This is a genomic window from Chryseobacterium shigense, from assembly GCF_900156575.1.
In the GTDB taxonomy this organism is placed as follows: domain Bacteria; phylum Bacteroidota; class Bacteroidia; order Flavobacteriales; family Weeksellaceae; genus Chryseobacterium; species Chryseobacterium shigense.
In genome coordinates this window covers 675,002-693,796 of the sequence record NZ_FTNY01000002.1, presented here as the reverse complement: position 1 = coordinate 693,796, position 18,795 = coordinate 675,002, and the positions used below count along the sequence as shown (strand labels likewise).

General features: G+C 38.0%; 10 protein-coding genes and 4 tRNA genes. 8 read left to right on the top strand and 6 right to left on the bottom strand.

Annotation, left to right across the window (positions count from 1 at the left end):
- Positions 1-77: 77 nt before the first annotated feature.
- Complete coding sequence (gene ligA, locus BW964_RS08570; RefSeq protein ID WP_076506402.1) at positions 78-2,084, bottom strand: NAD-dependent DNA ligase LigA; 2,007 nt, start codon at positions 2,082-2,084, stop codon at positions 78-80.
- 238 nt (positions 2,085-2,322) lie between these two features.
- Here ligA and BW964_RS08565 point away from each other — a divergent pair, with 238 nt between their 5' ends.
- The 5 genes from BW964_RS08565 to BW964_RS08545 all read left to right on the top strand — a co-directional run bounded on the left by BW964_RS08565 (position 2,323) and on the right by BW964_RS08545 (position 9,179).
- On the top strand, positions 2,323-5,409 hold the full coding sequence (locus tag BW964_RS08565; RefSeq protein ID WP_076506400.1) for a TonB-dependent receptor: 3,087 nt from the start codon (positions 2,323-2,325) through the stop codon (positions 5,407-5,409).
- 62 nt (positions 5,410-5,471) lie between these two features.
- Positions 5,472-6,218, top strand: a complete 747-nt coding sequence (locus tag BW964_RS08560) for a glycerophosphodiester phosphodiesterase family protein (protein WP_076506398.1) — start codon at positions 5,472-5,474, stop codon at positions 6,216-6,218.
- A 266-nt stretch (positions 6,219-6,484) separates the two neighbouring features.
- Positions 6,485-7,198, top strand: a complete 714-nt coding sequence (locus BW964_RS08555; protein WP_076506397.1) for a 3-ketoacyl-ACP reductase — start codon at positions 6,485-6,487, stop codon at positions 7,196-7,198.
- 293 nt (positions 7,199-7,491) lie between these two features.
- Complete coding sequence (prmA, locus tag BW964_RS08550; RefSeq protein WP_076506395.1) at positions 7,492-8,319, top strand: 50S ribosomal protein L11 methyltransferase; 828 nt, start codon at positions 7,492-7,494, stop codon at positions 8,317-8,319.
- Positions 8,319-9,179, top strand: coding sequence for an SH3 domain-containing protein (locus BW964_RS08545; RefSeq protein ID WP_228437931.1), 861 nt, complete (start codon positions 8,319-8,321; stop codon positions 9,177-9,179). Before prmA ends, BW964_RS08545 begins: the two co-directional genes overlap by 1 nt.
- Before the next feature lie 694 nt (positions 9,180-9,873).
- On the opposite strand, the gene BW964_RS08540 is transcribed toward BW964_RS08545, so the two are convergent.
- Positions 9,874-9,947: transfer RNA gene (locus BW964_RS08540), tRNA-Arg, on the bottom strand.
- Between the two features lie 32 nt (positions 9,948-9,979).
- Positions 9,980-10,054, bottom strand: a tRNA-Pro gene (locus tag BW964_RS08535).
- 592 nt (positions 10,055-10,646) lie between these two features.
- On the opposite strand from BW964_RS08535, the gene BW964_RS08530 reads away from it, so the two are divergent.
- From BW964_RS08530 to BW964_RS08520, 3 genes are read left to right on the top strand one after another with little or no spacing between them, the layout of a single operon-like run.
- Entirely contained in the window at positions 10,647-11,078 is a 432-nt protein-coding gene (locus BW964_RS08530) for a hypothetical protein (protein WP_076506394.1), read from the top strand.
- A 24-nt stretch (positions 11,079-11,102) separates the two neighbouring features.
- Positions 11,103-17,534, top strand: coding sequence for an RHS repeat-associated core domain-containing protein (locus BW964_RS08525; protein ID WP_084175719.1), 6,432 nt, complete (start codon positions 11,103-11,105; stop codon positions 17,532-17,534).
- Positions 17,535-17,540: 6 nt separating this feature from the next.
- Positions 17,541-17,924 carry a hypothetical protein gene (locus BW964_RS08520; RefSeq protein ID WP_076506391.1) on the top strand — a complete coding sequence of 128 codons (384 nt, stop codon included), beginning with the start codon at positions 17,541-17,543 and terminating at the stop codon, positions 17,922-17,924.
- A gap of 116 nt (positions 17,925-18,040) precedes the next feature.
- Here the strand turns inward: BW964_RS08520 and BW964_RS08515 are convergent, their stop codons facing one another.
- From BW964_RS08515 to BW964_RS08505, 3 genes are all read right to left on the bottom strand, one after another.
- On the bottom strand, positions 18,041-18,235 hold the full coding sequence (locus BW964_RS08515) for a hypothetical protein (RefSeq protein ID WP_076506389.1): 195 nt from the start codon (positions 18,233-18,235) through the stop codon (positions 18,041-18,043).
- Positions 18,236-18,610: 375 nt separating this feature from the next.
- Positions 18,611-18,684, bottom strand: a tRNA-Arg gene (locus BW964_RS08510).
- 32 nt (positions 18,685-18,716) lie between these two features.
- Positions 18,717-18,791, bottom strand: a tRNA-Pro gene (locus tag BW964_RS08505).
- Positions 18,792-18,795: the final 4 nt, after the last annotated feature.

Here is an 18,795-nt window from a genome sequence, read left to right as displayed (position 1 = left end):
TTATTTTTATACTTAAAGCGCAAAAATAAACCATTGGAATCTAATCCCAATGGTTTAATTATAATTTGTTAAAAATATTACTGTTTCTCTATCAGATTCAGAAACTCTTGTTCGTCAAGAATTTCGATGGTTCCGATATCCTGAGCCTTTTTCAGTTTGCTTCCTGCTTTCTCACCAACCACAAGGAAGTTGAGGTTTTTAGACACTGCAGAAATATTTTTTCCACCATGTTTTTCCACCATTTCTTCCGCAGACTCTCTTGTGAATAATGAAAGTTTTCCTGTGAAAAGGAATGTTTTGCCTTCCAGAATATTCGATAAAACTTCATTCGTACTTTCCCCTTTTTCAAGCTGAACTCCATATGATTTCAAACGCTCGATCATCAGCAGGTTTTCCGGATTTTTGAAAAACTCCACAATACTTACAGCGATTTTTGCTCCGATATCTTCCACCTGGCAAAGCTCTTCTACCGTAGCTTCCTTCAGTTCATCAATAGTAGCAAAGTTTTTGACCAGCTTTTTGGCCACCGTTTCTCCCACATGCTTGATCCCGATTCCGTAAAGAACTTTTTCAAATGGAATTTCTTTGGACTTTTCAATTCCGGAAATAATATTCTGTGCAGACTTCTCCGCCATTCGCTCCAGTGGAAGAATCTGTTCCTTCGTTAAAGCATAAAAGTCAGCAGGATTTTCAATTAATTTTTCTCTGTAAAGCTGTTCTATAGTTTCACTTCCCAGATTATCGATATTCAAAGCCTTTCTTGAAACATAATGAATCATCCTTCCCACGACCTGAGGAGGACAGTGAAGCTCATTCGGACAAAAATGGATCGCCTGGTCCACAATTTTCACCAGCTCAGTTCCACATTCAGGACAATTGGTAATATATTCAATTTCTTTACTTTCAGAAGTTCTTTTTTCAGTATTCACTCCCACAATTTTCGGAATGATTTCCCCTCCTTTTTCCACATACACAAAATCATGCTCATGGAGATCCAGCTTTTTGATAATATCTTCATTGTGAAGGGAAGCTCTTTTAACGATCGTTCCAGCCAGTAAAACAGGCTTTAAATTAGCCACCGGTGTAATCGCTCCTGTTCTTCCCACCTGATAAGATACACTCTGAAGCTCAGTTTCTACCTTTTCAGCTTTAAATTTATAGGCCATAGCCCATCGCGGGGATTTTGCCGTATAGCCCAATTGTCTCTGTTGCTGTAAAGAATTTACTTTTAAAACAATTCCGTCAATTTCAAAAGGAAGATGGTGGCGCTCCGTGTCCCAGAAACTGATAAACGCCTTCACTTCATCCATGGTTGTACAAAGTTTAGCCTGCTGTGACGTTCTGAAACCCCAGCTTTGTGCTTTTTGCAGCAGTTCCCAATGCGTTTGCGCAGGAACATCCTCAGAAATGAACTGATAAAGTACAGAAGACAGACTACGCTTTCTTACTTCCGCGCTGTCCTGCATTTTTAAACTTCCGCTGGCTGTATTCCTGGGATTCATAAACGGATCCAATCCTTCCTCTTCACGAAGTTGATTAAGCTTATCAAAGTTTTTTCTGGTCAGATAAATTTCTCCCCTCATAAAAAAAGAAGCTGGGAAATCTCCTTTCAGTGTCAGAGGAATATCAGAGATCGTACGGACGTTCGAAGTGATTTCATCTCCCTGGAAACCATCACCACGGGTTACGGCCTGAACCAGTTTTCCGTTTTCATAAAGAATAGAAATAGAAGCACCGTCATATTTCAGCTCTGCAACAAACTCTACAGGATCATTGATGGTTTTGATGATTCTTTTCTCCCAATCTTCAAGATCATCGAAATCATAAGAATTATCAAGAGAATACATTCTGAATTTATGCTGAATAGTAGGAAAAACCTTCGTAATTCCTCCTCCTACTCGTACGGTAGGAGAGTTTTCATCGTAAAATTCCGGATGCTCCGCCTCCAGGTCCCGAAGCTGCTCCAGAAGCATATCAAACTCATAATCAGAGATGGTACCCGCATCCAAATGATAATAATTTTCATTGTGCTGATGAAGCTCTTTTCTTAGCTGTTCTATTTTTTGCTGTATATTTTCAGACATTCCTTTCTATCTTTTGAGCAAAAATAGCTAAACTAATTTCATTAAAAAATACCGCAATTAAATATTATAGAAAGATTAAAAACACGTAATATGACATAAGTTGTTGATTGTATTGAAATTAAAACACTTGTTTAAATTAATTTAACATATTGTTATGATTTAATTGAAAATTTGTTAAAACTCCCTTAAACACTAGGTCCGGAAACTCAAAATACCTTTGCACATCTAATTTGAAGAGATGAGAAAAGTAAAGATTGTACTAGGATTATTGTTTTTGGGATTTGGAACACTGGCTTATGCGCAGACTACGCAGGCATCTATTGTGGGAAAAGTAACCGGACTGGGCAGTACTGCTCAGGAAAAAGTGAAAGTAACGATCGTGAACGAGTCTACAGGGTTCAGGACGGAGACAGAAACCAATTCGAAAGGAGAATATATTTTTAAAGAAATTCCTCTTGGCGGACCTTATACGGTCATCGTAAACGAGGATAAAAAAGAAGGATATAATGTCAACTTCGGAGATCAGGTAACGGTAAATATGAGCTTGGGTGGTGGCGAAAAGCAGATTGAAGAAGTAGTCGTTACCGGAAATTTGAAAAACAAAATAGGAAATCTTGGAGCAGCTACCGCGATCTCTGCCAAGAATATCAGCATGCTTCCGGTGAATGGAAGGAATTTTAATAATCTTACTGAATTATCCCCATTAAGTGGAAAAGGCGGAAACCTTTCCGGGCAGCTGGGATCTTCCACCAACTTTACCATTGATGGGATGACGGCTAAAAACCCAACTTCGGCAGGATCTACAACCAGTAGAAGTGGCGCACCTTTCTCCATCTCAATCGAAGCAGTCCGTGAATTTAAAATCACGACCAACCAGTATGATGTTACACTCGGAAGAAGTGGTGGTGGAACGGTAAGTGCAGTGACTAAATCCGGTACGAACAAATTTTCTGGAAGTGCCTGGGAATATTTAAGAACAAACTGGCTTTCCAGCCCATATGATATCAGAGGAAACAAAAGAGAAAATGATTTCTCTACTTCCCAGTTTGGATTTTCATTAGGTGGACCCATTATCAAAAATAAATTACACTTCTTTGTGGCATGGGACCATCAGCTGGATTCAAGACCTTTGCAGATTGCAGATATCAAATCGGCGGATGACGAGAAAAGACTGAATACAACCACGCAGACGCTTAACCAGTTTTTAGATATTGCAAGATCAAAATACGGGGTAGGAAATACTCCACAATTCGGAAGCTTTGATAAAGTAAGAAATTCAGATGCCGCATTCCTTCGTTTAGACTGGCAGATCAACGAAAAAAACTTATTGACATTAAGAAATAATTTTACATATGACCTGAATAAAAACGGTTTAGGAGATAATACCGCCATCAATTTCTTTGAATCTTACGGAAACGATAAAAACCTTGACAACAGCTTACTTTTCACTTTAAGAACAAATGTAAAGCCGAATATCACAAATGAACTGAAAGCACAGTATTTGTATACTTTTCAGGACAGTTACCAAAACAGTGAATTGGGGAAAACAGTTCCAAGAGCAGTGGTAGAAGGGGTTGTGTCCAGTGTTGGAGCTACCAATATCCAGATTGGAGGTCACCGTTTTGGTCAGGAAGGTTTCCGGAATAATGTATTCCAGATTGTGGATAACCTCTATTACAACACAGATAAAATTAAATATACTTTCGGGGCAGACCTGATGTACACCAGATCAAAATCGATCTACGGAAGTGAAGTAAACGGAAGGTTCCAGTTTCAGGGGATGACCAATTTCGCCAACCTTACTCCTTACAGATTCTACAGGGAAGTTCCTTTAATGGATGACCCATCTGTAAAATCCAGTATCTGGAATGCCGGAATATACGGACAGATTCAGACTAAAATCGCTACAGGCCTTGATTTTATGGCCGGATTAAGGTTTGATTATGGAGGATACCCGAAAGCTGAATTCAATCAAAAGCTTTTTGATGAAATGGGAATCAGAACCGATAATCAAATCAAATCTTTTGTGATCCAGCCGAGATTTCAGTTTGATTGGAATATCAACGAAGGGAATAAAGATTTCTTAAAATTTGGAGCCGGAGTTTTCTCTTCCGATATCAACAATTATATGGTGATCAACAATCTTGTTTTTGACGGGAAACATCTGGCAACAGTAGATGTGAATCCTGGCACCGTTGGTCTGACTCCTGATTTTCCAGGGTATAGAAATGACTATGGAACGGTTCCTACTCTTTCACAGTATCAGATTCCGACCATTAATTATACAGGAAAAGATGCAAAAATTCCAATCGTTTATAAAGCGAATATCTCCTATACCCACTTCTTTAATGAAAGATTCAGAGCAGGAATTGCCGGATATATGGCATTGGGAAGAAACAATTATTTCTACTACGACAGAAATATGATGCCCAACCCATATTTCACTTTAGCCAATGAAGGAGGAAGAGGGGTGTATGTTCCTGCATCTACAATCGTCAATAATGATAATAAAAGTGTAAGTATCGACTGGAAAGAAGGAAGAATCAATAAAAAATTTGGAAGAGTCCTTGAGCTTGTAAGTGACGGAAAAGTGAACCAGTTTTCATTCGTGATGGATACCAGCTACCGTTACTGGAAAGATGGGGAGATCACAGCAAGTTATACCTGGTCTGATATCAAAGACAATACCTCATACAACGGAAACGTGGCGAATTCTGCAACACTTTCCACTCCGGTTCAGAGCGATCCGAGAGATTTAAGAATGAGCTATTCTGACAACCAGTTCCGGAATAAAGTAGTGATTTACGGAAATTCACCTACTATCGCAGGGTTTACGCTAGGAGTAAGATACTCCGGAATCGGAGGAACTCGTTTCTCGGTAACTGCAGGTGGAAATATCAACGGTGATTTCGTAGATTCTAACGATCTGGCTTACATTTTCCCGGGAATCATTACCCAACCGCTTTTGAATGATCCTGCAGTGGGACAGGCACTGAAAGATTATGTGGAAAAATACAACAATGCTATCGCAGAACGTAATGGAGGTAAAAATGGATTTTATGGAGTATGGGATGTACGTGTTGCCAAAAAAATCAAGTTTGAAAAAATCGGGGCATTTGAGCTTTCTGTAGATATTTTCAACCTTGCCAATCTGCTTAACAAAGAATGGGGAGTGAATAAGTCTTATGGAAATACAGCCCTGTACAGAGTGACAAAATTCAACCAGGCCACCAAAGAGTTTGAATACGTTAAAAATACCAGTGGTTTAGCGCCTCTTTCCGGGAATCCTTACCAGATCCAGATCGGTGCCAAATACAGCTTTTAACATTTAAACACTACCTTTATCAAACGTTTTTAAGATTTTTATCTAATTATCTCAATTGTATTATGAAAAATTTTATCTTAGGGTTAGCAGTTTTAAGTACAGTCCTAATGAAGGCACAAACCCAGATTATCGCACACAGAGGCTATTTCCAGGCACAACCGCCTACCACGGAAAATTCTATTCAATCTCTAGAAAATGCCCAGAAATTAAAAATATACGGATCAGAATTTGACGTGAGAATGACTAAAGATGGTATTCTCGTGATCAATCATGATGAGCATCACGGTGATATGGAGATCTCTGAAACATCTTTCAAAGAACTGGTAGCTGTGAAATTATCTAATGGGGAAAAGTTTCCTACCTTGAAAGATTATCTGAAACAAGGGAAAAAAGACACCTCTTTAAAGCTGATTGTTGAGATCAAGCCTGCCAAAACTCCGGAAATAGAAAACGAGATTACTCAGAAGACCCTTAAAATGATTAAGGATATGAAACTGGAAGGTCAGAGCGAGTATATTTCTTTCAGTTTAAACATCTGCAAAGAGATCAAAAAACTTCAGCCTAAATTTAAAGTGCAGTATCTGAACGGGGAATTATCTCCTGAGCAGATTAAAAAAGAAGGCCTTGACGGAATGGATTATCATTACAGTGTTTTTCAGAAAAATCCTACATGGATTTCTGAAGCTAAAGCCTTAGGTCTTATCACGAATTCCTGGACAGTAAATGATCCCGAAGTATATGGACAGTTAAAAAATCAGGGAATCGGTTTTGTGACGACCAATATTCCTGATCAGCTGAAAAATAAATAGTAGTTTTTTTATTACTTAAAATTTACGACCTGTCTCTTGGAGGCAGGTTTTTTTGTAAACCACCCCGTCAAAAATTCTTTGAATTTTTGCCATCCCTATGAGGGAGGGGAATTGCTGGTTGTCATTACGCAAGTTTGAGTCTTCTTTTTATAGATGGGTATAGCCTCCTTCAAAATAAAGCAACTATTAAAATTCTATTAAATCCAAATTCTCTTGGGCTTGTCAAAATGTTCTTTTGTAAATTTGTCCTAAGAAACAATATTATTATGAACATAAACGGAAAAAACGCCATCGTGACAGGTGGTGGAAGAGGACTTGGGAAAGCTGTGGCATTAGCTTTGGCGAATGAAGGAGTGCATGTTGCAATTACCGGAAGAAACGAAAAGAATCTTAAAAATACAGTTGAGGAAATTAAGGCCCTTGGAGTGAATTCTGCCTATGCAGTTTTCAGTATGGATAACGAATTTGAAGTAAAAACGGGAATTGAATCTCTTGCGAAACAACTTGGAGGCGTTGATATTTTAGTGAATAATGCAGGGATCGGAGACTTTGGAAGCATCGAAGAAATGCCTTCTGAAACCTGGGAACAGGTCATTAAAACAAATTTATTTGGAGTCTACTATGCGGCTAAAGCGGTTCATCCGTTCATGAAAGAAAATGGGGAAGGTGACATTGTCAATGTAGCTTCTACCGCTGGTTTGAAAGGAGGCCCGAATATGTCTGCGTATGCGGCTTCAAAAGCGGCAGTCGTTTCTCTGTCTCAATCCATGATGGCAGAATGGAGAAAACAAAATATCCGTGTAATCACCCTGACTCCAAGTACTATCGCTTCTGATATGAGTATTCAGGGAGGACTTACAGATGGAAATCCTGATAAAGTTCTTCAGCCTGAAGACTTTGCAGAATGGGTAAGAGATATTCTGAAAATGAACAGAAGAGCATTGATTGCCAATGCTTCCATTTTCTCTACAAATCCTTAACAGTAAATGATGGGGAGTCGTTGTGAAAAATACTCTGCAAACTAACCATAGAAGCGGGCTTTTGCTCGCTTTTTTAATGGATACCAGTGAACAAAATGTAAGAATTACTTTTATTTTTCCAGCTTCTTCTGAGGATGAGCGCTTTCAATCTTAAAAATCAATCGCTAAATCGAAAAACTTATCGTCAAAGGCATTAAAATATAAATAAAATCAAGAAAAAAATAGCCCGCATAACAGTTCCATTTTTTTAACCGTAATAACATTCTTATTTTTGCACTAAATTACTTACGCACATGCAAAATTATTTAGAATTCAATTTCAAGATTTCTCCATTACAGCCATGGAATGAGATATTAATGGCAGAGCTTATCGAAATAGGTTTTGACAGCTTTACAGAAGAAATCGACGGAATTTTAGGATATATCCAGAAAGAACTTTTCAAGGAAGAAGACCTTAAGACCCTTCCGCTTTTTGAAAACGAAAATGTGGAGATCACTTATTCTTTTGAAGAAATGCCGAACATCAACTGGAATGAAGAATGGGAAAAGAACTTTTCACCAATCAATATCGATGATAAAGTAATGATCAGGGCAGAATTCCATGAATCGGTACCCGGAATGCATGAAATCATCATCCAGCCTAAAATGTCTTTCGGAACAGGACATCACCCGACGACCCACCTGATGATCCAGCAGATGATGGATATTGATTTCAACGATAAAAAGGTACTTGATATGGGATGCGGAACTTCTGTACTGGCGATCTATGCAAAACAACAGGGAGCCGGAGAAGTAAAAGCAATTGATATCGATGAATGGTCTGTGGAAAATTCAAAAGAAAATGCCGCAAGAAATGGGGTGGAATTGGATATTGAACTGGGAACTGCAGAAAACTTAGGAAAAGAGAATTTTGATATTATTCTGGCTAATATCAATAGAAATATTCTGATCTCTGATATTCCTACCTATGTTGCTGTTATGAATGAAGGTGGAAAACTTCTGCTTTCAGGATTATGCTTCTTTGATGTGGACGATATCCTGGAGGTTTGCAAAGAAAGCGGACTTGAACTGAAAAAGAAACTTCAGCGTGAAGAATGGGTGAGTTTGTTACTGGAAAAATAATGAAAAGCAATATTGATATGAAATCCTTACTAACGATTATAGGGGTATTGTTCATCCAGCTTTTTTCAGCGCAGGAAGACAATATGACGTATCCTGATGGTATTTTTAGCTTTGAAGACAATAAGACCCAGAAAATTTTTACAGACTGGACCAGAGTAAGAAAAGAACCTAATGTAAAATCGGAGATATCGGATTCACTGCAAACCAACCAGCAGGTGGTGATCCTTAAAAAGGAAGAAGCTGTCCTGAGACTAGGTGAGAGAGGAGCGAATTGGTACAGGGTTTCCTATCAGAAAGGAGATGCAATTTCCGAAGGGTATATCTGGGGTGGGAATCTCTCCGTGGGATATCGTAACAAAAATGGGTACGACTTCCTTTTTGGATTGTCAAAAACAATAGACCGCAAGAGCAAGGAATATAATGGAACTGAAAAGCAGAATATCGCTGGTATAAAAGTAATGGAAGGAAATGCGCTGATTGATGAGGTGTATTTTGATACAGGAAGAGGAGAGGAGCTGAGTTATGGTACATTTACGATTGAAAGTGGGCATAAACTGCAAAATGTAGAATTAACCCTTAAAGCGATGGTATCCGGTGAGGCCTGTGGAATTGCAAGCTATGACCAGTATGTACTTTTTAGAGATAAAAAATTGGTTGCCCTTCCCCAGTTGACCAATGTAGGCGATGCTGATGTTTACTATCACAGTGAGAAATTTGTATTTCCTAATGACCAGGGAGGAATTCCAAATGCCTTTATCTTTAAAATAGAGGAAATGGAAAGAGATGATAAAGACAGGGAAAAGAAAAAACGTTCATCCAAAACCTACCTCTGGAATGGAAACTCTTATCAGCTGAAATAAGCTTTTAACTATGAATAAAAAAAACCACTGTATCTGTTACAGTGGTTTTTATGTTTCAGGGGCCTAGTTCTATGAAGAAAAAATAGTATTTGTAAGTAAAGTGTATCATTAGAATGGACAGACTTATCTTATGGGCAAAAAATATTGATCCTGTTTTTTATAATGGCAGGTTTCATTAATGTTCGGGAGTTAGCTGACGGTAGCTGATGACTCCTGATATAGTGTATAATTAAAAACAGCTCCTATAAGCCTATTAAGGCTCAATACAGGATTAAAAACAATTTCGAGCATTCTGTATACCTTTTCTCAATAAAGCCAATTTTGGAGCATTCAGGAAGCAGAGTGAGTGCCGTTTTACTATTGATGGAAAGAGTATACAAAAGAATGAGGTAATATTTAACCCCAGTGTCTATTTAAAGGGCGAAAATGGCTTAGATATCCTTATTCCGGATAACCTTGAAGCTTATCGTTAGTTTTGCCTTAAATGAGATGTATAGAGGGTAATGGCGTAAACTGAAAATTAAAGTCACAATACCTCGGGGATTTGGGGATGTTTCCTTAGTCGTTCTTGTAAATCTTCTGAAGAATATCCAATGTTGTATTTGTTTAAAGATTCCGAGTAGAGTGTTGGTGGATAGAATAGCGAGCTAATAGCAACAAAAAAGACTTTACATTTCTGTAAAGTCTTTTTAAGTGAGCGCGAAAGGATTCGAACCTTTGACCGTCTGCTTAGAAGGCAGATGCTCTATCCAGCTGAGCTACGCACCCATTAAATAATTTTGAAAAAATTACTAAAACTGTCGGGGCGGCAGGATTCGAACCTGCGACCTCCTGGTCCCAAACCAGGCGCGATGACCGGACTACGCTACGCCCCGATTATTAGGTCATCTGAACGAATTTTACTTCGTTTTTGCGAGTGCAAAGATATAAATTTATTTTGAATAAAAAAGACTAATGTGAAAAAAATATTAAATAATATTTTCCTGTGTTAAAAGGGCAAAGCATGAAATGTGGGGTTGTTTTCTGAAAGAAATGATCAGTGATTATTAAATATCAGTATTTTACATCCATTCCTGTTCATTTTTTGCTTCTCTTATACATAGCAACATTTTTTAGTATTAATTTTTCTGCACACACGAATAAAAATCCCTGTCACAAAAATAATTTAACAGTATTGAAGTCACGCTTCCACTCAAAATAAAATAATATAAACTTAAAATTATGCTATATTTTCTATAAAAGGTTCACACTTTATTAATATTGCTTCCTTCATGAATATAACTGTTTATTGGAAATCATGAGTTTATTTATTAAAATAAAATGTATAAAGGATTCCCTATTTTGTAAAGTTTAGGAAGGATTTGAGCATAATGCTTTTCATTATCAATTTTAAATTATTAATATGGAATTAATATGATGCTATTGTCAATATTAACTATTTCACTATTTTTGGAAAAAATTAATTACATGAAAAACTTTTTACTCATTTTACCTGTAGTTTTTTTTCAAAGCGTAGTGGCACAGACCCTAAGTTTTGAACATGATACAGGTGGAAACCAAAAAATCAGGAAGTATTGTGCAACCTGCTCTCCCTACAGTAAAGTTGTAAAACAGGAGCTGATCACCGCTGAGAAATTTGTTCCCTCAGTTGATCAAATCAAACTTTATCCAAATCCTACAACAGATAAGGTTAATTTGGTTTGGAGCCCTGAACTGGGAGACCGAATCGAAAAAATAGACTATGTTGCCTATAATTTTACCCAAATCCGAACGCTACCTTTTAACAAAAGAGAAGGTAAAGTGGTACTGGATCTTTCAGATCATCCAATAGGAATGTACGTTATTATCTTCTATCTGAACAACGGAGAAAAACTCACTTACAAAGTACTGAAACACTAACCATATAACTTAAATTATTGTATAATGAGAAAAAAACTCTCACTATTTGTCGTGCTTTTACTAGGCATGGCAAACCTTGTGAATGCTCAGGGTATAGGACAGACTGCTGGGGCTTTTTCCGTATCCTTAAGTGGAGGAGCCAGCTATTCGATTCCTATTAAAAATTTACCGGGGATAAAAGATGTTGCACCCAGTATTTCCCTGGATTATTCCAGTCAGGCTGGAAACGGTATAGCCGGATGGGGATGGAACATCAGTGGACTGTCTTCAATTATAAGAACAGCGTCCAACAGATTCCATGACGGAGGAGTAGACCCGGTGGATCTGGATGAAAAGGACAGATTTGTTATGGATGGGCAGAAGCTTATTCTGAAATCGGGAACCTATGGAGGAAATGCTGAATACCAACTTGAAAACTATTCCAATGTAAAGATAGTTTCTGTGGCTTCTTCAGATCCGTATACACCGTCTTATTTTTTGGTGTATCATCCTAACGGTTCTGTTGCCAAATATGCCTGGGACTACGGTTCGGATGTATTTAACTACAGAATGGTTTCTATGGAGGATGTACAGCATAATACCATCAGCTTTACGTATTCTGTAGGATATATTGAAGCTATAGATTATGGCGGAAATTCCTCTGCGGGAACTCCTAATGTCAATAAAATAAAGTTTTCTTACAACAATGCCGCACGTACTGAAAATACTCAGTTCTATGGGGGAATGTCTAAAAATATTTCCAGAAAACTTGATAAGATAGAAGTGCTGGCCAATAATCTGCTTTTCCGTAAATATCAACTGGAGTATAACACCACATCACTGAATTATGACCGTCTTATAAAAGTTCAGGAATATAACGGCAGCAACGAATCTATTGCACCTGTAACTTTTGAATATGATACAACGGATAACGGAATCACAAATAATTCCAAAACAATTACCAGTGTTTCTCCGGCTTTTGATAACGGAAGCTGGCAGTATGTTTCCGGGTACTTTGATCATGACGGTGCTCTGGATTTTATGACCTATCCGAATTCTAAGGATAAACTTTATCGGTTTAACTCCAGCCAGCTCATGAATTCTACCTCGAATGTGGCAGGAGGAATGATCAGTGTGCCAAAATTTTCAGATATCTTTACCTCTAAACTGGTACTCAGCAATAATAAATTTTACAATCTTGATGCTATTACAACGGTTTCAGACGGTCTTCTTGCTATGGATCAGGAAACTGTTAAACTGAATAATTATATTTCAAATACTTCTTACATCTCTTTGGATCTGGCTTTTACCAATACCTTTATTTTTCCTGCAGCTTACAATCAAAGATGTTATCCTATAGGGGGAGATGATGTGTATTATTCAAGAATTCCTAAAAGATATATCAGTGGAGATTTTGACGGAGATGGAATTACAGATGTTTTGGCTATATCTCTTCCTTATACGGTATATTATCCTACAATATGCAGTGGAGGACCTTCAGGACCTGTTATAGATCCCAATCCTTTTCCGGGAGAAACGATTCCTACGCACTGCTGCCAGGAAAGTTACACCATGTCCGGCTCCAGCGCTTACCTGCTAAAACTTAATGCTACTGATTCTTCAGATCAGCAGCCAATGAGTATTGGATATACCAATGCGATCAGTTCAGCATCAAAATTATACGTTGCTGATTTTGACGGGGATGGGAAGTCTGATCTGTATGTGATCAACAGCGGAAAGATGTATGTCTTTACGGTAGAGGATAATGTTTTTAAGCTGGTTCATGAAACAACAGACAGCTACTTAAACAGTCACTTAAATTCAGATTTACCAGTTTTTGTAGCAGATTTTAACGGAGATGGTAAAACGGATGTCGTTGTTCCGAGAGGAAATGCCAATACCACATGGTTCTTCTTCACGGCGAACGGAAAGCACTTTAACGGGTCTTCAAAAGATATCGGCATGAACTATTACAAACCTCAGGTGATCAATACATGTTATCCTGATGGTTCTGGCGGTAATTTATGCGGGTATATGCTTCAGCAGTATTTTTATACTTTCGCAGATATTAATGGCGACGGCAAAGCAGATGCTTTCTACCATGATATTCTTACCCCATACAACTATCCACAGGGAGGACAGGCTTACAATTATCCTTATCTGCATTATGGAGATAATTATTCTATCAGGGATAAAGGAGGCGTAAGATATAATATAGGAAGCGATGCCTTCGGATTGCCTAATTTTTCCGGATATATTGACGGATGGCAGAACAATTTCACTTATGGAGGAGCAATTAACAAAGGAACACCTATTTTCCTGAGCAACTCAAGTGTTACCAACCAAAATCTGGACTATGCCTTTTTTGGTGGGGATAAAATCAAATATGTTTCTTTCAAAAAAGATAACCGTATTGATACATCTCTGAAAAGGATCAAAGAAAACGGGATTACAACCACTATTACCTACAGTCCTCTTGTTGATAATGGCAGTGGTATTTATACGGCGGATAACGAAGAAGTATATCCTTTTGCGAATATTAATATTTCACCGTCTACGCAGATTGTAAGTAAAGTTACCAAAAGTGCTAATGGTGAAGAAAAAATCCAGGATTATAAATACAAAGGCGCGGTAACCAACCTGGATGGTTTAGGTTTCCTTGGATACAAAGGGATAGCCACTTCTTCAGTTTACGGTGGTGATATCACGAAAAAACTATGGACGATAACAAAACAGTCACCTCAAAAAAGAAGTGCAAATGTTGAATCTTATCTTTTGAATGATTTTGTTGATTTTAATTCACCTTCCAATTTTATTACAAAAAGTACAAAAGTTTATAACACCTCTTTATTGCCTAATAAAGTATTTGTCAATCTGGTGTCACAGGCTGCAAAAATTGATAATTTAACAGGAGTTACCAAAACTACTTTTTATGATATCTACGACAGCTTCAATAACCTTACCAAGCTGAGAGAAGTTGCTCCGGGTGGAGAAAAAGTAACACTTTTTGAATTTGATAATAATCAGGCGGGAGTTTCCAATCAGTATTATATAGGAAGACCTACCAAGAAAAACGAAACACAGACGCTGGGAAGTGAATCTTATTCTACCGAACAGGTTTTTGTATACGCCAACAGCCTTTTGAGCCAGGTAAAGAAAAAAGGAAACAATACGGATTATGTAACGGAAGATTACGAATATGATGCCTTCGGAAATGTTAATAAAAAAACTTTAACAGCAGTGGGAATAGTACCGAGAATAGAAAAGACTCAGTACGACCCTTCCGGAAGATTTGTAACAAAACTTACCAATACAATTGGCTTTGAAGATAACATGACCTATGATACGAACTTCGGTCTGCTGCTTTCTAAAACCAATCATCTTAACCAGGCCATCACCTATTCATATGATGGCTGGCAGAAGAAAACTAAAGAAACAGATTTCTATAATAAAGAAACCAAATATTTCTATGACTGGATTACGTCAGGTGAATTTGTAAACGGGATCAAGCTGAGAACGGAAGCACCTACAGGAGCTGTAAAAGAAACATTTGCGGATATCTGGGGAAGAAACCGGATAGAAAGCGAATTGAGTATCAACAACAAATGGATCAATGTAAAAACAGAGTATGATATACTGGACAGAGCATATAAAGTAAGTGACCCGTATTTCTCAACATCTTCTCCTACAAGATGGACATTCACGGAAGTAGATGATTATGGTAGAGTGAAAAAAATAACACTGCCTACCGGAAAAACGGCTTCTTCAACATATAACGGCCTGTCAGTAACCGTTACCGAAGGACAGAAAGCACAGACTATTACAAGTGATGCGTGGGGGAATAAAATTAAAATGGTAGATAATGGCGGTGAAATTAACTATACTTATTTCGCTAACGGTAATGTAAAATCCTCTAATTACGGCGGACATGTTGTTTCAACAGAACAGGACGGCTGGGGAAGAAAAACCAAGCTTACAGATCCGTCTATAGATGGTGACCGTACGTATACTTATGATGCTATCGGGCAGCTTACCAAAGAAGAAGATTCTAAAGGTAAAACAACATATGTGTATGACCAGTACGGAAGAACTGCTTCCAAAAAGATTCTGGGAGACAATACAGACATCAGCATTAATTATACCTATAAGCCTAATGGATTGCTGGAATCAGAAATCGGAACGGCGAACGGAATGCCTAATTCATTCCTCTATGAATATGATGACTATTTCAGAACCAAGACAAAAGTAGAAGACCTTGCCCACATCATTGTTACAAAAAAATATACATATGACGGCTTTGGAAGAATAGGAACAGAATTTACGGAAACAAAATCAGGGAGTGCTGTAAGCTTTGTGAATATTGAGAAAATATATGCTTCATGCGGAATTCTGGATAAGATCAAAGACATTACTTCAGGAGTGATGATCTGGAAAAAGAATCAGATCAATGAGAAAGGACAGATTCTGAGTGCTACATTAGGAAATGCAGTACAGATTAATAATAACTACGATTCAAATTATTATTTGTCAGGTATTAATCATATGAATGCCAATAATATTGCCGTTCTGGATAATACCTACAACTTTAATGCACTACTGGGAACATTGATGTCAAGATCCAATAACTCAATTCAGCCGGGAGGTTGGAATGAAACCTTTGAGTATGACAATTTGCAGCGATTGGTTTCATGGACGGATCCTTTAGGGACCCAGACTCAGAGCTATGACAACTATGGAAGAATCAATAACAGCAGCACCGTTGGAGATTATAAATATGACGCAGCGAGCAGATACCGTAAGAAAGGAATCAATTTAAATCCGATAGGAGATTCTTATTACAGCGTAAATCAGCTTCAGGAGATAGAATATAATGCGAACAGGCTGCCGGTAAATATTTCTCATGACGGAATTAAAAAGATGGTATTTGGCTATAATATTCATGAGAACAGATCGTCAGCAATGTCAGGCTACGAACCGGGATTCATGATTTATACAAAGCATAAATATTATTCTGATGATAAAAGTGTTGAAGCTTACAGTTTTAACCTGACAGGCAGACCTAACGGAACTTTCGTTAATAAAAGGATTATTACTTACATCGGTGGAGATGCCTATTCGGCTCCCGCAATGCAGATTCAGGACTTTACAGTTTCCGGACTTACTACTACCAGCATTCACTATCTGCACAGAGATTTTCAGGGATCATTACTTGCAATCACCGATCAGAATGGAAATGTACAGGAAAGAAGGCATTTTGATGCATGGGGTAATCTGGTTAAGTTAACCAATGAGGCAGGTGCTGCTATCCGTTCCAGAAGTATGATCATCGAAAGAGGATATACAGGACATGAGCACTTATTTGATGTTGGCCTTATTCATATGAATGCAAGGCTTTATGATCCTAAACTGCACACGTTCTTATCTACGGATAATTATATTCAGGATCCGCTGAATACACAAAGCTATAACAGGTATGGTTACGTTTTAAATAATCCGCTAATGTATACCGATCCTAGCGGGGAATTTGCCTTTATCCCTATTCTGATAGGAATGGCATACGGAGCACTTGTAAGTGCTGCCATTGCTGTGGTAACCTATTCTATTCCTGCTTTATTAAACGGTTCATGGAATCTGAAAGGACTCGGGACTTCTGTTTTATATGGAGCCATTTCCGGGGCTATTACCGGAGGCATAGGAGCCGCCGCCGCCCAGATGGCAGGATCTTTCTGGCAGAGTGCTACGATGAATATGCTGACAAGCGTTGCTTCTCAGGTAGGTACCGGAGTAGCTATGGGAGACAGTATTGGCTGGGGAACCATTGCGGCAGGTGTTGTAAGTGGTTATATGGGAGCTAAAATGACCGAATGGCAGGCGATTGATGGAAACTGGCTGGCTAATGCAACCGGAGAACTTGTATATAATGCAGGTAAGGGTGCTATATTAGGAGGTGTGTCAGGTACTGTGGCTGCTGCATTAAGCGGAAAAGATATGGGAGAAGGTATGAAAAGAGGAATGATTAATGGTGCTTACGGTGCAGCTTCTCAGAGTTTTGCAATGACCGTTACCTTTGGAGCGACCTTTATTCCGGATAAAACGAAACTTGAGCAGGTAGAAAAAATGTCTAAAAAAACGGGCGTTTCATCTGAAGGAGTAAGATGGAGAAAAGGAGGACTTTATCAGGTTTTACAACCGCTTTGGACAAGTGGTGGAGGTAAGAGAGAAGTGACATGGGGGAATAATGTCGCTGTATTCAACAGTACAAATTCAGATACTTACGGACATGAGTTCGGACATATCATTCAGGTGAGAACACAAGGCTGGTCAGTAATGCAAGGGAACGGGATCTGGGATCAGGTAGTTACCGGGCAGGACAGCTACATTACACCGGGAACTAATGAATATGGAGCGGAAAAAGCCCTTCAGAATGTAGGAGGATGTACTGTTTTTGCTAACGATGGCAATTGCTATAAACTTTAAGTAAAAATGAAAATAATATTTAAAATCAGCGCTTTTCTGCTTGTTTGCTTATCATTGTGTTCATGTCCCGGAGGAAATTTTAATAAATATTTTCAGGTGGGATCAGACAAGGAAAACAATTCAGAATATGATAAAATTGTGAATAATTCCGAAACCATTCAGGTAAAGGTCGGGATTGTGGATAATTTTACTGGTGATAAGAAAATTTATCTAATCGTAAGATTTAAAGAGCCGAAAAATGCTGATTTTAATATTATTTCAACACAGTACGGAATACTTCGCCCGGATCAGGAAAATCCGCAGGTATTCAGAACTGAGATAAAATCTTATAAAAAAAAGGATACGGTAATTCTGTCAAAAGACCGGCAGAAATATTATTTTACACGTTAGTGTAAGAATTTGGATTAAAAAAGAATAGGCTTTTGTCTATTCTTTTTTTTGATTTCCGTTTGATATTCTGTTGAAATACTTTTGATAAATAAATTGATTGAGCTCATCAGTATTATTTAAATGGGAAAAGTAGTACTGTTGATCTTGTTTCGGTTAAAAAAATCCTGTAACAGCTTTCCGCTTTTGGATGATAATGTACTTCCCGAAAACTGGATGTGAAAAACCATATGATTATGAAGATATTTGATGAGTCTTCTTTTTGTTTTAAACGTGGATCCGTCATCATGAGTATTTTCGCCCAATATGAGCATCTTATTGTCCTTTAAAATAGAGTCAAATATTTTCCGGTCACTGTTTCATTGTGTTTTATAGAAATACTTTTTACAGGGTGTTTGTAACGCTCAATTTCTGACAACTGTTCTTTTGTATCCTTCTCCGGAATTTCTGATCTATTATTGTTTGAGCAAAGAGGTCATGTGAAAAATCTATCATTTAAACAGTTGACGGAGAAATAGAATATTTTTTTAACACAAAGCATGATTTTCATACTACGGATTATAAGTGGCATAAAGAGAGAAGCAATTGCACAGATTTTTAACTGATCCGGAAAAAGGAATGATTATAATAAAAAGAAGGAAGGGTATAAAAACAAAAAAGACTTTACATTTTTGTAAAGTCTTTTTAAGTGAGCGCGTCAGGATTCGAACCTGAGACCGTCTGCTTAGAAGGCAGATGCTCTATCCAGCTGAGCTACGCACCCATTAAATAATTTTGTAAAAATTAATAAAACTGTCGGGGCGGCAGGATTCGAACCTGCGACCTCCTGGTCCCAAACCAGGCGCGATGACCGGACTACGCTACGCCCCGAAGT